The 13,884-nt window shown below is 61.1% G+C and carries 14 protein-coding genes and 1 pseudogene; 5 read left to right on the forward strand and 10 right to left on the reverse strand.

Annotation, left to right across the window (positions count from 1 at the left end; translation table 11 throughout):
• A pseudogene (locus tag VFE81_RS05970) lies at positions 1 to 131 on the forward strand (IS5/IS1182 family transposase); the annotation flags it as partial.
• A gap of 76 nt (positions 132 to 207) precedes the next feature.
• Here the strand turns inward: VFE81_RS05970 and VFE81_RS05975 are convergent.
• From VFE81_RS05975 to kynB, 4 genes are all read right to left on the reverse strand, one after another.
• Positions 208 to 693, reverse strand: coding sequence for a hypothetical protein (locus tag VFE81_RS05975; RefSeq protein ID WP_325043709.1), 486 nt, complete (start codon positions 691 to 693; stop codon positions 208 to 210).
• Between the two features lie 427 nt (positions 694 to 1,120).
• Complete coding sequence (gene kynA / locus VFE81_RS05980; RefSeq protein WP_325043710.1) at positions 1,121 to 2,080, reverse strand: tryptophan 2,3-dioxygenase; 960 nt, start codon at positions 2,078 to 2,080, stop codon at positions 1,121 to 1,123.
• Positions 2,081 to 2,090: 10 nt separating this feature from the next.
• Positions 2,091 to 3,341, reverse strand: coding sequence for a kynureninase (kynU, locus tag VFE81_RS05985; RefSeq protein WP_325043711.1), 1,251 nt, complete (start codon positions 3,339 to 3,341; stop codon positions 2,091 to 2,093).
• Positions 3,342 to 3,417: 76 nt separating this feature from the next.
• Positions 3,418 to 4,056 (reverse strand): arylformamidase, encoded by a 639-nt coding sequence (gene kynB / locus VFE81_RS05990; protein ID WP_325043712.1) that lies wholly within the window; start codon positions 4,054 to 4,056, stop codon positions 3,418 to 3,420.
• Between the two features lie 130 nt (positions 4,057 to 4,186).
• Here kynB and VFE81_RS05995 point away from each other — a divergent pair, with 130 nt between their 5' ends.
• On the forward strand, positions 4,187 to 4,696 hold the full coding sequence (locus VFE81_RS05995) for an Lrp/AsnC family transcriptional regulator (RefSeq protein WP_325043713.1): 510 nt from the start codon (positions 4,187 to 4,189) through the stop codon (positions 4,694 to 4,696).
• 81 nt (positions 4,697 to 4,777) lie between these two features.
• On the opposite strand, the gene VFE81_RS06000 is transcribed toward VFE81_RS05995, so the two are convergent.
• On the reverse strand, positions 4,778 to 5,287 hold the full coding sequence (locus VFE81_RS06000; RefSeq protein WP_325043714.1) for a flavin reductase family protein: 510 nt from the start codon (positions 5,285 to 5,287) through the stop codon (positions 4,778 to 4,780).
• Positions 5,288 to 5,543: 256 nt separating this feature from the next.
• Between VFE81_RS06000 and msrA the strand changes: the two genes are divergently transcribed.
• Positions 5,544 to 6,092: a peptide-methionine (S)-S-oxide reductase MsrA gene (gene msrA, locus VFE81_RS06005; protein ID WP_325043715.1), complete on the forward strand. Its 549-nt coding sequence runs from the start codon at positions 5,544 to 5,546 to the stop codon at positions 6,090 to 6,092.
• Positions 6,093 to 6,141: 49 nt separating this feature from the next.
• Here the strand turns inward: msrA and VFE81_RS06010 are convergent, their stop codons facing one another.
• The 3 genes from VFE81_RS06010 to pdxH form a co-directional block, all read right to left on the reverse strand.
• On the reverse strand, positions 6,142 to 7,503 hold the full coding sequence (locus VFE81_RS06010) for a DUF72 domain-containing protein (protein ID WP_325043716.1): 1,362 nt from the start codon (positions 7,501 to 7,503) through the stop codon (positions 6,142 to 6,144).
• Positions 7,504 to 7,604: 101 nt separating this feature from the next.
• A complete protein-coding gene (locus VFE81_RS06015; RefSeq protein WP_325043717.1) occupies positions 7,605 to 8,819 on the reverse strand; it encodes a cyclopropane-fatty-acyl-phospholipid synthase family protein in 1,215 nt (404 codons plus the stop codon).
• 144 nt (positions 8,820 to 8,963) lie between these two features.
• Positions 8,964 to 9,608 carry a pyridoxamine 5'-phosphate oxidase gene (gene pdxH, locus VFE81_RS06020; protein WP_325043718.1) on the reverse strand — a complete coding sequence of 215 codons (645 nt, stop codon included), beginning with the start codon at positions 9,606 to 9,608 and terminating at the stop codon, positions 8,964 to 8,966.
• A gap of 240 nt (positions 9,609 to 9,848) precedes the next feature.
• Here pdxH and tcdA point away from each other — a divergent pair, with 240 nt between their 5' ends.
• Entirely contained in the window at positions 9,849 to 10,706 is an 858-nt protein-coding gene (gene tcdA / locus VFE81_RS06025; protein WP_325043719.1) for a tRNA cyclic N6-threonylcarbamoyladenosine(37) synthase TcdA, read from the forward strand.
• 168 nt (positions 10,707 to 10,874) lie between these two features.
• Here tcdA and trxA read toward each other — a convergent pair whose 3' ends face one another.
• Entirely contained in the window at positions 10,875 to 11,723 is an 849-nt protein-coding gene (trxA, locus tag VFE81_RS06030; RefSeq protein ID WP_325043720.1) for a thioredoxin, read from the reverse strand.
• Between the two features lie 97 nt (positions 11,724 to 11,820).
• Complete coding sequence (locus VFE81_RS06035; protein WP_325043721.1) at positions 11,821 to 12,696, reverse strand: pirin family protein; 876 nt, start codon at positions 12,694 to 12,696, stop codon at positions 11,821 to 11,823.
• A 177-nt stretch (positions 12,697 to 12,873) separates the two neighbouring features.
• Here VFE81_RS06035 and VFE81_RS06040 point away from each other — a divergent pair, with 177 nt between their 5' ends.
• Positions 12,874 to 13,755, forward strand: a complete 882-nt coding sequence (locus VFE81_RS06040) for an EamA family transporter (RefSeq protein ID WP_325043722.1) — start codon at positions 12,874 to 12,876, stop codon at positions 13,753 to 13,755.
• Positions 13,756 to 13,884: the final 129 nt, after the last annotated feature.

A 13,884-nucleotide genomic window follows, 5' to 3' on the forward strand; every position in this document is an offset into this window, starting at 1 on the left:
GCTGGCTTAATCGATTCCGCCGCCTCGCGCGTGATTACGAAAGGCTACCCGAAACACTTGCCGGGCTTCATTTCGTGGTCTTCACCATGCTCATGCTTGTTCATGCAGTACCAGTACTCCAAAGTTCCTAACACGCTCTAGTCCACTTGGCCCTTCGTGTGAGTAGTTGGCTTTCGTTAGCTTGCAGGTCGACGACTCTAGAGCGCGCTAGTGCTTCGCCGTCGCCTGCTTTGCGTCAGCCCGCGCACATACGGCAGTTTTTACGCGTTCCTGCTTGCGCGTCACAGCATTGTCTGGCGCAGCCTCGGTTTCGGCTGCCGTTTCCCCTGCATCGCGTCCCGCCTGCGCAGCATCTGAAAGAAGCTGTGCCGCAAGTTTGGCCGTGATGCGACTGTGGGCAACTCCCTTCGCATCGAGCGCAATCACCTGGTACAGATCGCGGTCGCATTCAACTTCCTGCTGGTATTGCTCGACGGTATAGAGCAAGTGTTCCAGCAGGTTGCGCTCACGGCGTCTTTCCTCAACCGTCGTAGCAGGGCATCGATTGATGCTCGCTGCGAGATCAATCAGTGTTCGAAGCTGTCGGATTTGTCGGTCGCATGCTCCAAACGCCGACAGTGCAAGTTTTTCGTACTGGAGCGCATCAACAGGCGGGCGTGATGCAGGTTGAGTTTTCTTGGTGGTTTTGGCCATGTGCGATTTCCGGTGCGTTCGTGAATCGCCCGACACTCGCGAACTAATCGTTGGGTGAGCGGGCACGTAGCGAGTTTGAGAGACCGGGCGCAAAACCAAAACCGGCGAGCCTTGCGACTCCCTCACCACAGCCCGCCCATAGACATAGACGTGTCTGGTTGCGCACTCTCCACTTTCGCAGATAGTGCGGCTTTGCGCTGCGGGCTCTCACACCCGGCCGTCTTTCCAACGGCAAATAGAAATCTAACCCAACCGTTTTTCAAGACGATCAACCGCACAGGCTAAACGCGCGAGTTATGACCAATCTTTACATTCAAACCGACGTGTCTACGGGTTGCCACGTGTTTCGTGAACGTTGCCAATGCATCGCGCATTGGCAAAGACGCAAAGACACAAAGACGCAAAGACGCAAAGACACAAAGACGCTTTAAAGCATCGTCCTCACATGCCAAAGCTCAGGAAACAAAACCACATCGAGCATCTTCCGCAGATAAGGCGCACCACTCGTACCGCCCGTGCCTTGCTTGAATCCGATAATCCGCTCAACCGTCGTCACATGCCTAAACCGCCACTGTCGAAACGCATCCTCGAGATCGACAAGTTCCTCCGCCATCTCATACAACTCCCAATGTTGCGAAGGATTCCGATAGACCTCCAGCCACGCAGCCTCAACAGAAGCATCATGCGTAGTCGGCTGCGTCCAATCACGATCCAACCTCGACGGTGAAATCTCAAACCCACGCCGCGACAGCAGCCGAACCACCTCGTCGTAAAACGAAGGCGCTTCCAGCGAAGCCGTCACCTCAGCAAGAACATCCGGCCGATGTGCATGCGGCTTCAGCATCTGCTCATTCTTATTGCCGAGCAAAAACTCGATCTGCCGATACTGATAAGACTGAAACCCGGAAGAGCTACCCAGATAAGGTCGCATCGCCGTGTACTCGGACGGGGTCATCGTTGCGAGAACACTCCATGCCTGCACAAGCTGCTCCATGATGCGCGACACGCGAGCAAGCATCTTGAACGCCGGCGGCAATTCATCGCGATGCACTGCTTTCAACGCCGCGCGCAACTCGTACAGCGCGAGCTTCATCCACAACTCGCTCGTCTGATGCTGGATGATGAACAGCATCTCATTGTGATCCGGCGACAATGGATGCTGCGCGTCCAACACCGTCCCCAGCGACAGATAGTCGCCGTAACTCATCGACTCCGAAAAATCGAGCTGCGCGTCATGCCAGCCGTCGCCGGAATCTGAAGCCGAAGGAGCCAGCTGCGCAGCGGAACCAGGAGACGCCGCCTGAGCAGCCCCGCTGCCATACCCAAACGGGCACCCTTGCGCCGGTTTCTCTTCCGGCAATCCCGGCGTTTGCATGTGATCGGTCATCGCGCGCTCCTCAGGTCACAGCGCCGCGGGCGGCAAATTCAGGTGCCCGCCAGGTCTCTTGCGCAAGCACATCGCGCAGCGTCTCGACCGCATCCCATACGTCGACAAAGCGCGTGTACAGCGGCGTAAAACCGAACCGCAGCACATGAGGCTCGCGATAGTCGCCGATCACGCCACGCGCGATCAACGCCTGCATCACTTCATACCCATGCGGATGCTCGAAGCTCGCATGCGAACCGCGCTGTGCATGCGCACGCGGCGTCACGAGCTTCAAAGGAAACTCGCCGCAACGCGCTTCGACCAGTTCGATAAACAAATCGGTCAGCGCGAGCGACTTCGCGCGGATCGCCTGCATATCCGTTTGCAGGAACACATCGAGCCCGCATTCGACGAGCGACATCGACACCATCGGCTGCGTGCCGCACAGGAAGCGGCCGATGCCGTCATCGGGTTGATACGCCGGGTCCATCTTGAATGGCGCGCGATGTCCCCACCAGCCGGACAACGGCTGCGCGAAATCGTTTTGATGACGCTTGGGCACCCAAACGAATGCGGGCGAACCCGGGCCGCCATTCAGATACTTGTACGTGCACCCTACTGCGTAGTCGACGCCGACGGCATTCAGGTCGACCGGCACCGCGCCTGCCGAATGTGCGAGGTCCCACAGCGCGAGCGCGCCCTTGTCGTGGATCAGGTTGGTCAGCGCGGCCATGTCGTGCATGTAGCCGGTGCGATAGTTCACGTGCGTGATCATGGCGATTGCGGTGTCGTCGCCGATCGCAGCGGGCAACTCGGACGGATCGTCGACGAGTCGCAGTTCATAGCCGCGGTCGAGCTGTTCGATCAGCCCTTGTGCGATGTACAGATCGGTCGGGAAATTCGAACGCTCGGAAACGATCACGCGACGTTTCGGATCGCGTGCGTTTGCCAAGCGCACGGCAGCCGACAAAAGCTTGAACAGGTTGATCGAAATCGTATCGGTGACGACCACTTCGTTTTCGGCTGCACCGATCAGCGGCGCGAGCTTGTTGCCAAGGCGGCGCGGCAATTCGAACCAGCCGGCGGTGTTCCAGCTGCGGATCAGACCTTCGCCCCACTCGGCGCCGATCACTGTCTGCGCGCGTTGTGCGGCGGCGGCCGGCGGAACGCCGAGCGAGTTGCCGTCGAGATAGATGGTGGTCGGCGACAGCGCGAACTGGTCGCGCAGCGTTGCGAGCGGGTCGGCGCTATCGAGCGCCAGTGCTTCTTCACGAGTGTTCATGATGGTCCAGTCAGTCAGATCAGAGAGTTCGGTGGATGCGATGAGTTCGGTGATTCAATTTGCAGGGCGTCGATGATCAGCGAGCTTCTGGCAGCGCACGCAACACCGCGCGCACGGGGCTCGCGTCGAGCGTAGTCAGCTTGAGCGGCAGCGCGATCAGTTCGTAGTCACCGGGCGCGACGGCATCCAGCACGATGCCTTCGAGGATCGCCATGCGGTGCGCGCGAATCCGGTGGTGCGCGTCCATCGTCTTCGATTCCTGCGGATCGAGCGAGGGCGTATCGATGCCGATCAGCTTGACACCTTTCGCGGCCAGCAGATCGATTGTTTCGGGCGCGACCGCGCAGAATGCGCTGTCCCAGCCCGCAGTCGGCGCGCTTTTGTAAGTGCGTAGTAAGACTCGCGGCGGCAGGTCGTCGAGCGTGCCGCTCAGGTGTTGTGGCGTGACAACAGGCGAAGCGCCGATGCAATGAATCACACGGCAGCGTCCAAGGTACGCGTCGAGCGGAACTTGCCCGATCGCGGCGCCTTCTGCGTCGTAGTGAAGCGGGGCGTCGGTGTGGGCGCCGGTGTGCGGCGACAAGGTCAGTCGCGCGACGTTGACGGGCGAGCCCGCCTCCATGCGCCATACGCGTTCGATGCCGACCGGCGTATCGCCGGGCCAGACGGGCGTCGCGGTATCGACGGCGGGGGTGATGTCCCAGAGTGTGTCCATGTCTCCATCGGCGGATTGTGTCTATCCCGGAATGATAGGTGGCTTGCCGCGAAATGTGATTGCGAAAAAATCTCCTTCTGCTCAGTGTCTTGGAACATAATTTGAGACAAATGGGAAAGGGAGACCGAATATGAACGCGATCTCGCTCGACGCCACCGATTGCCGTATCTTGACGGTGCTTCAGCAAGAAGGACGGATCAGCAATCTTGACCTCGCGGAGCGCATTTCGCTCTCGCCATCGGCCTGTCTACGACGCCTGCGCCTGCTCGAAGAGCAGGGCGTCATCGAACATTACCGCGCGTGTCTGAATCGCGAAGTGCTGGGTTTCGAGCTGGAAGCGTTTGTGCAGGTGTCGATGCGCAACGACCAGGAGAACTGGCACGAGCGTTTTGCGGAGGCGGTGCGGGATTGGCCGGAAGTGGTCGGCGCGTTTGTCGTGACCGGCGAGACCCATTATCTGCTGCGGGTGCTCGCGCACAATCTCAAACACTATTCGGATTTCGTGCTGCAGTGTCTTTATAAAGCGCCTGGCGTGATGGATATTCGTTCGAATATCGTGCTGCAGACGCTGAAGGAAGATTCGGGCGTGCCAGTGTCGCTCGTGCCGAAAACCAGCGGACACAGCGCGTCGCATAGTTGAATGCGAGCGGCCGGTCAGCTTGCATCGGCATGTACCGTTACTTGCTGCCGCTGTTGATATGCAGACACACCGGCGCCGCGTTCAGAGTCGCTTGAGTCCGTGAAACTGGCCGTTCTGGAAGACCAGCGGCGCAATCCCCGCAGCATGCTCGTGGACGCCGCAGCGCTCCACCTCGCCGACGAAAATCACGTGGTCGCCTTCTTCGTAACGGCTGCGGTTATGGCATTCGAACCAGGCGAGCGCGCCGTCGAGCACCGGCATGCCGGTGTCGCCTTCGGCATGCGAAACGCCTTCGAAACGATCGCCCTTCACCGTGGCGAAGCGTTTGCACAGATCGAGCTGTGACGCAGCCAACACATTGACCACGTAATGACTGTTCGCCCGGAACACCGGCATCGACGCCGAGCGCGTCGCGAGGCTCCACAGCACCAGCGGCGGATTGAGCGAAACCGAATTGAACGAGCTGGCCGTGATGCCGATCAATTGGCCGGACGCTGCGCGCGTTGTAATGACAGTGACACCGGTGGCGAATTGGCTGAGCGCCTGTTTAAAGGCGGGCTGGTCGAAATTGGGTGGGCTGGCGCGCTTCATTGGGCGGAAGCCTTGGTGCCGCACCGGGTGAAGCCCGGGCTGAACCCATCGCGCGTGCGGCCGGAAACAAATGATTCAAAAGTCATAGTGAAAATCGTCGATTTGTCCCAATTTTAACTGTAATCGCGGTGGACTGGCCGCGACGCCTGCCGGTAAATGGAAAAACCGCTAAGCTGGAAAGTCTCGACGCAGGCATGAGCGTTGCGATCAGGTGAGGCAGGCATCAGCCGACTATGGGAATCAAGGAGCAAGCAGCATGAGTCAGACAGGCGAAGTCGCCACTCTTGGTGGCGGGTGTTTCTGGTGCCTCGAAGCGGTGTATCTGGGCGTCGAAGGCGTGAACGCGGTGGAGTCGGGCTATGCGGGCGGCCAGACGCAGCGGCCGACCTATGAACAGGTATGCGATGGTGTGACGGGCCACGCGGAAGTCGTGAACGTCGACTTCGATCCGGCGAAGATCAGCTATCGCGAGATTCTCGATATTTTTTTCGTGATCCACGATCCGACCCAGTTGAACCGGCAGGGCAACGATGTGGGCACGCAATACCGCTCGGTGATTTTTACCCATTCCGACGCGCAGCGTGAAACGGCCCGGCAGGCGATCAGCGAGATCGGCGAACAGGCTATCTACGACGGCCAGATCGTCACCCAGGTGCTGCCGCTCGACGGCAACTACTGGCCGGCCGAAGCGTATCACCAGAACTATTTCGCGCAGCATCCCAATCAGGGGTACTGCTCGTTCGTGGTGGCGCCGAAGGTCGCGAAGTTTCGTCAGAAGTTCGCGCATCGGATCAAAGCGAGCTGAGTCGGCGCGGCGTCGCTTAGCCCGCCTTGCCGGGTTCTGCGCCGTTGTGCTATTCGGGCTCGTCCGGCCGCGTTTGCTCATCCTCGTATTCGTGCTCGTGAGCCAGGCGCGCATACGCTTCGATGATCTCCCGCGCCAGTTCCACGCAGCTTAATGGCGCGGAACCTTCAGCCTTGTTGTTGACCGCGATCACCACCGGCTGGCCGGCCAGCGCATAGCGCGCGGCCAGCTCGGCGAGCGAGGCGCGGGTTGCCGGATCCTGATCGACCAGCTGGTTGAACGGTTCGTACTTGGCCTTCGCCTGCTCGTATTTGAAGCCGCCGTGCAAACTCCAGCGGACGATCAGCGGGCCGGCCGGCTCGCCGTCCAGCAGCGCGAGCGCTGCCGCCTGACGCAGCGGATCAGGCATCCGTGCATGAATCCCCACGCAATACCGCACCCCCGCCGCTTTTAGCGTGCGGATGAAACGCGGCGTGAGCAAACTCGCGTCGCGGATTTCAATCGCGTAGCACGTGCCTTCAGGCAATTTCGGCAGCGCAGTCAGGAACTCGGCGAGGCGCTCGATGAATGCCGCTGGTTGCGCGAGCATCTGGTCGGGCAGCGGCGAGAGCTGGAACACCAGCGCACCGGCTTTCGCGCCGAGACCTTCGAGACACGGCGTGACAAACTCGTCGATCGCCATTTGCGCGTTCAGAAAGCAGGGGTTCAACGAGACCGGCTCACCGCGTTCGGCGCGCACGGTGGCGTCGGTGATCGTCATCGGCGCTTTGACGATGAAGCGGAAGTGCTCCGGTACCTGCTGTGCGTAGCGTAAGTATTCGGTGACGCTGAGCGCCTGGTAAAACGACCGGTCGATGTTGACTGTCTTTAACAGCGGATGCGCGCCATAAGCCGTCAAACCTTCGCGCGAGAGTTTGCTGTTGCTGTAGTCGTCACCGTAGACGATGCCGTTCCAGCCCGGAAACGACCATGTCGATGTGCCGAGATGGACCTGCGACGGCAGTTCGGCGGCGAGCGCCAGGAGTTCAGGAGAGGGGGCCGCGGCGAGAACGTCGCGCGAGCGGCGTTTTTTCAGTGAGTGAGGGGCAGCGACTGGCGCGGCGTTGGAATCAGGATCGGCCGCGCCTGCAGGCACCACCTCCTCATCCTGCCAAAGTGAGGTGGCGCTGCTTGCCTGCGCGCGCGGCTGACGTCGCGGCTCAGGCTGCGCCGTGGCGGCTGCCGCTGCAACTGCGGTTGCAGGCACGAAGTCGGCCTCGCCAGGCGCCGGGCGCGGCTTGCCGCCGGCATCGGACTTGGCCGGCGTTTGCTCCACCGGCATCCCGAACAGATCGAACTGCACGGTGTCGGCCTGTGCGTCCTGCTCGCCGCTCACAGGCTGTTCAACTTCGCTTGTCCCGCTCTGGTCCATCGATGTTCGACCTGCTGTTTAAGGTTTGCGCCGCGTCGGCCCGCCGTGCAATGCACGCAGCTCCGGAACGCGGCGAGGCACATCGCCGCGGCGCAACCGTATCACAGCGATTTGTCATACATATAGCGGCGCGACCACGGCAGGGTCTTCGCACTGCGACCGGCTTTGCGGCAGACCACCTGGAAGATCGAGACGTCGTCGGTTTCGAACGCGTACGCGCAACCGGCGAGGTACACGCGCCAGATGCGGAATTTTTCGTCGTCGACCAGCTTGCGGGCTTCGTCCGCATGCGCCTCGAAGTTTTCCGCCCAGATGTCCAGCGTGTGCGCATAGTGACGGCGCAGGCTTTCGACGTCAACCGCTTCGAGCCCGCCGCGCTGCATCGCTTCGAGCGCGAGGCTGATGTGCGGCAGTTCGCCGTCCGGAAAGACATAGCGGTCGATGAATTCGCCACCGCCCAGCGCGGTTTCGCCGCTGTCCGAATCGCTCGACGTGATGCCGTGATTCATGGCGACGCCGTCGTCGACGAGCAGATCGTGGATCTTCTGGAAGTAGCCCGGCAGATTCTTGCGGCCGACGTGCTCGAACATACCGACGCTGGTGATGCGGTCGAACTGTCCGTCGATGTCGCGATAATCCTGCAGACGAATCTCGATCTGGTTTTCCAGGCCGGCGGCTTTCACGCGTGCGGTAGCGAGATCGAACTGGTTCTGCGACAGCGTCACGCCGACGCACTGGGCGCCGAATTTCTGCGCCGCGCGCAGGACGAGCGCGCCCCAGCCGCAGCCGATATCGAGCAGACGCTGCCCCGGTTGCAACTGGATCTTGGTGAGAATGTGGTCGATCTTCTTGATCTGCGCGGTGGCGAGATCTTCATCGCCATTCTCGAAGTACGCACACGAGTACACCATGTTCTCGTCGAGCCACAGCTTGTAGAACTCGTTCGAGACGTCGTAGTGATACTGAATGGCCTTCTTGTCCGACGACTTCGAGTGATGGAAGTAGCGCCGTACGCGCGCCAGCTTGCTCGCGCTCGTGACGGTGTTGCGCGCCAGCTGATAGCCGATGTTGATGATGTCCGACAGCTTGCCTTCGATGTCGATCTTGCCCTTCACATACGCCTCGCCCAGATTGTCGAGGCTCGGTTCGAGCAGATACGGCAGCGCTGTGGCGCTTTTGACATGTAGCGTGACCCGAGGCGCGGCGAACTGCCCGAAGTCGTGTTGCTGGCCGTCCCACAGCACAAGGCGTGCTGGCAGGTTAGCCTTGGTTTTTACTTCTTCCACCCACTGCGCCAGCTTCTTCTCCCAGAACATGTGATTTCTCCGTGTCCGTTGAATTAAAGCAAAGCCTGTGCGGATCGCTGCTCACTGCGGCGCGACTCCCATGCCATGGAGCGCAATCCGGCCGCCGCGCGCTGCTGCGTTGGCAACGCGCGTACGTGTTGTATTCCAATTCATTCAAGGCGATAGGCGGGAGATTTGCCAGTCGCTACTTTCGCTTGAACGCGTGTAGAGCAGACGGTCGTGCAAGCGCGACGGCCGGCCCTGCCAGAATTCGATTGCTTCGGGTACCAAACGATATCCGCCCCAGTGCGGTGGGCGTGGCGGTTGGTCGCCGTATTGCAGGCTGATTTCGCGTTCGCGTGTTTCGAGCTGCGAACGGCTTTCAATTACCTGACTTTGATTGGATGCCCACGCACCGATGCGTGAACCAAGCGGGCGCGACGCGAAATACGTATCGCTTTCTACCGCACTGGTTTTGACAATGCTGCCCTCGACGCGCACCTGGCGTTCGAGTTCGATCCAGTAGAACAGCAGGCTCGCGTAGGGATTGGCGGTCAGTTCGCGGCCCTTGCGGCTTTCGTAATTGGTGAAGAACACAAAGCCACGCTCGTCGACGCCTTTGATCAGCACGATGCGCGCCGATGGCCGGCCACGCGAGTCGACTGTGGCCAGCGTCATCGTATTCGGTTCGGGCAGTTCGGCGTCTACCGCTTGTTGAAACCACGAATCGAATTGACGAAACGGGTTGCGGTTGACATCGGCAACGTCCAAAGAACCCAGTGAATAGTTTTTTCGAAGTTCGGCGAGTGAGGAGGTCATGTTCTTATGCGAACGCTACAGTACAGCCAGTATAGCCAGGGAGTGAATTTTTTGCGCGCAACCAGGTCAAGCCCCGCCGCGCTGTGTGGACATCCACGCCACCATTGCGGCCATTCGCGCCTAAGTGGGTACGGCCATGTGGATCGTCGCGATCAGGCAAAATACGGACTGCGAACGCGTGAGCATGCCTGAGCGTTTTTATCACTTTCTGTTTTGCCTGCTTTGAACGAGCCTTCCACCATGTCCAGCACTACCGCGCATTCCGATTTTACTACCAGCCTCGACGGGCGGGAAACCGCCGACCGCGAGCGGCGCTTCGGCGGCGTTGCCCGCCTGTACGGCGCGCCGGCGCTTGCTGCGTTCGAAAGGGCCCACGTTGCCGTGATCGGCATCGGCGGGGTCGGCTCGTGGGTGGCGGAAGCGTTGGCGCGCAGCGCGGTCGGCACGCTGACCTTGATCGATCTCGACAATGTCGCCGAGAGCAACACTAACCGCCAGATCCACGCGCTGGACGGTAACTACGGAAAACCGAAGGTCGAGGCCATGGCCGAACGCGTCGCGGCAATCAATCCGTTCTGCGACGTGCGGCTGGTTGAAGACTTCGTCGAGCCGGACAATTTTGCGGCGACGCTCGGCGGTGGTTTCGACTACGTGATCGATGCGATCGACAGCGTGCGCACCAAGACCGCGTTGATCGCGTGGTGCGTCGAGAAGAAGCAGCCGTTGATTACGGTGGGCGGCGCGGGTGGCCAACTGGACCCGACGCGCATTCGGATCGACGATCTCGCGTTGACGATTCAAGACCCGTTGCTGTCGAAAGTGCGCGGGCAGTTGCGCAAACAGCATGGTTTTCCGCGTGGCCCGAAGGCGAAGTTCAAGGTGAGCGCGGTGTATTCAGACGAGCCGCTGATCTATCCGGAAGCCGCCGTGTGCGATATCGACGAGGAAGCAGAGCATGTCACGACGTCGCCGGGTCATACGGGACCGGTGGGATTGAACTGTGCGGGATTTGGATCGAGCGTGTGTGTGACCGCAAGTTTCGGTTTTGCTGCGGCCGCGCATGTATTGCGGGCATTGGCGAAGCAGGCGGCGATTTGATGCGGTAGCGCAATACAGCGTCGCCGCGTTCGAACGGCAGGGCGTTGATTCCTTCAGGGCGCATGCAGTTCGAACGGCAAGGCGTTGATTTGGTCGGGCGGTTCCATGCAGTTTATGTCGCACTGTATTCGGATGCGGCTCCCTCGCCGCACCCGAATACAGTGCAGATTAGAACAACAACGCGCTCAGCTTGCGCCGCCATTTCGACACCAGCTCCGGTTGATGCGCAGCGAGATCGAACACCGACAGCATCGTTTTACGGCCGATGTCTTCACGGAACGCGCGGTCGCGTTGCACGATAGCCAACAGGTGCTCGAGCGCACCCTCATATTTGAGGCGGGCGATCAGCGCGCTAGCCAGATCGAAGCGCGCTTCGAGATCGTCCGGGTTAGCTGCGACTTTGGCGTCAAGTGCGTCCGTGGGCGGCAGATTCGCCGCCGCGTCCACAGCGTCGAGTCGCGTCTTGAGCGCATTGAAGCGGGCGTCGATCCCTTGCGTGGTTTTCGGCGACAACAGGTCGACTTCATTGCGCGCTTCGTCGATGCGGTTGTCTTCGAGCAGCATCTCGATGAGATCCATGCGCGCTTCGTCGAAGCCCGGATCGTGGGCGAGTGCGGCTTGCAGCGCGATGTAGGCATCTTCGCGACGGCCTTCGGCCAACGCGGTCTGCGCTCCAAGACGTGCCGCGTCCGCGCCTTGCGGCACGAGGCGCTCAAGAAACTCGCGCAACTGGCCTTCCGGCAGCACGCCGACGAATTGATCGACCGGCTGGCCTTCGGCAAACGCCATGACGTGCGGAATGCTGCGCACCTGGAAGTGCGCAGCCAGTTCCTGATTCTCGTCGACGTTCACCTTCACCAGCTTCCATTTGCCGGCGGCTTCGGCTTCGAGCTTCTCCAGCATCGGGCCGAGCGTTTTGCAGGGACCGCACCACGGCGCCCAGAAATCGACCAGCACAGGGGCCAGTGTCGACGCCGCGATGACGTCCTGTTCGAAAGTGGCCAGCGTGGTGTCCATTGCATCCTCTTCGATAAATCGGTTTGTTGGCTGGGTGGGGCCGGGCGCGGCGAATTCAATGCGCCACGCGCTCACTTTTACTTGCACTGATTGGCGCTTATTTTCTTTCCGGCAGCGGAATCCATTCGGTTTCACCCGGTACCTTGCCCATTTCCTGATGGGTCCACGCCTGCTTCGCGGCTTCGATCTTTTCGCGTGAGCTGGCGACGAAGTTCCATTCGATAAAGCGCTCGCCATCCAGTTTTTCGCCACCGAGCAGCATGACGCGCGCGCCGTGGGTGCTGGCCAGCGTGACGGTTTCGTCGAGCGCGAGCACGGCCATCTGACCCACTTCGAGTGCTGCGCCGTCGATCTCCAGATCGCCGTCCACCAGATAGACGCCGCGTTCCTCGTGCTCCGGCTCGAGCGCGAACGCGCCGCCCGGGGCGAACTCCGCGGCCACGTACAGCGTGCCGGAAAAGGTGGCGACCGGCGAGGTTTCACCGAACGCGGTGCCCGCAATCACGCGCAGCGTGACGCCGTTGCGCTCGACCACCGGCAGCGTGTCGGCCGCGTGATGCGAGAAGGACGGTTCAATGTCTTCGTCGTCGAGCGGCAGCGCGACCCAGGTCTGAATGCCGTGCATGGTCAGGCCGCTCGCACGATCTTCGGCCGGTGTGCGCTCGGAATGGACGATGCCGCGGCCGGCCGTCATCCAGTTGACGTCGCCTGGGACGATCTTCTGCTCGGAGCCGAGGCTGTCGCGATGCATGATCGAGCCTTCGAACAGATACGTGACGGTTGCAAGGCCGATATGCGGGTGCGGACGCACGTCGAGTCCGACACCGGGTTCGAGCGTGGCGGGCCCCATGTGGTCGAAGAAGATAAACGGGCCGATCAGGCGTGCCGCCATGGCCGGCAGCACACGCCGCACAGTGAGGCTGCCGACGTCGCGCAGATGCGGTTTGAGAACTGCTTTGATCGAGGAGGACATGGGCAGGCTCGGCTGGAAGGGAGAGTCGGATTTTGCTTAATGGACGATTCTACTGCGGAGGGCGGAATCACGACGGTTTGCGCCGCGTTGCCGCTCCGGGATTCCGTAATGCGCGCCATCCCCTGACGCTGCAAGCTCCGCTAAACTGCCGGATCGAACAATCAAATGGAGACTGGGATGTCGCCCAGGGACTTTCTGCTCGCGCTGGTCGTCGTGGTTGCGTGGGGCGTCAATTTCGTCGTGATCAAGGTGGGCCTGCACGGCGTGCCGCCAATGTTGCTCGGCGCGCTGCGTTTCACGCTCGCCGCCGTGCCGGCGGTGTTTTTCGTCAAGCGACCGCAAATGCCGTGGCGCTGGCTGTTCGCTTACGGCGCGACGATTTCGTTCGGGCAGTTCGCTTTCCTGTTCTCGGCGATGTATGTGGGCATGCCGGCGGGGCTCGCTTCGCTCGTGTTGCAGGCGCAGGCATTTTTCACGCTGATTTTCGCGGCGCTGTTTCTGCATGAGCGTTTTCGCGTGCCGAATGTCGTCGGTTTGCTGATCGCGGCGGGCGGTCTCGCGGTAATCGGCATGCAAGGCGGCCATGCAATGACGCTCGCCGGTTTCGTCCTTACGCTGTGCGCCGCGTGTTCGTGGGCGCTCGGCAATATCGTCACGAAGAAGGTCGGCAAGGTCGATCTGGTCGGGTTGGTGGTGTGGGGCAGCCTGATTCCACCGTTGCCGTTTTTCGCGCTGTCGTATGCGTTCGAGGGGCCGCAGCGGATCGTCGCGGCGCTGTCCGGGATCAGCGCGATGTCGATTTTTGCCATCGTCTATCTCGCGTTTATCGCGACGCTGATCGGCTATGGTCTGTGGAGCCGGCTCCTGTCGCGCTATCCGGCGAGCCAGGTGGCGCCGTTCTCGCTGCTGGTGCCGATTGTCGGGCTGGCGTCGGCGTCCTTGTTTCTCGACGAGCAGTTGTCGGCGGCGCAGATCGCGGGCGCCTTGCTGGTGATGGCGGGGCTGGCGGTGAATGTGCTCGGCGGTTGGGTCGTGCAGCGGTTTTCACCGGCGCGTTGAATGCTGTCGCCCGGCGTGGCGTCAGGTCATGCGGTTCTTCGCCAACGGCGGATTCGCCGCGAAATAGCGCTTGATGCCGCTCATGATCGCGTCGGCCATCTTCTCCCGATACGCGTCGTCGTTCAGTTG

Source organism: Paraburkholderia sp., assembly GCF_035656215.1.
GTDB lineage: Bacteria > Pseudomonadota > Gammaproteobacteria > Burkholderiales > Burkholderiaceae > Paraburkholderia.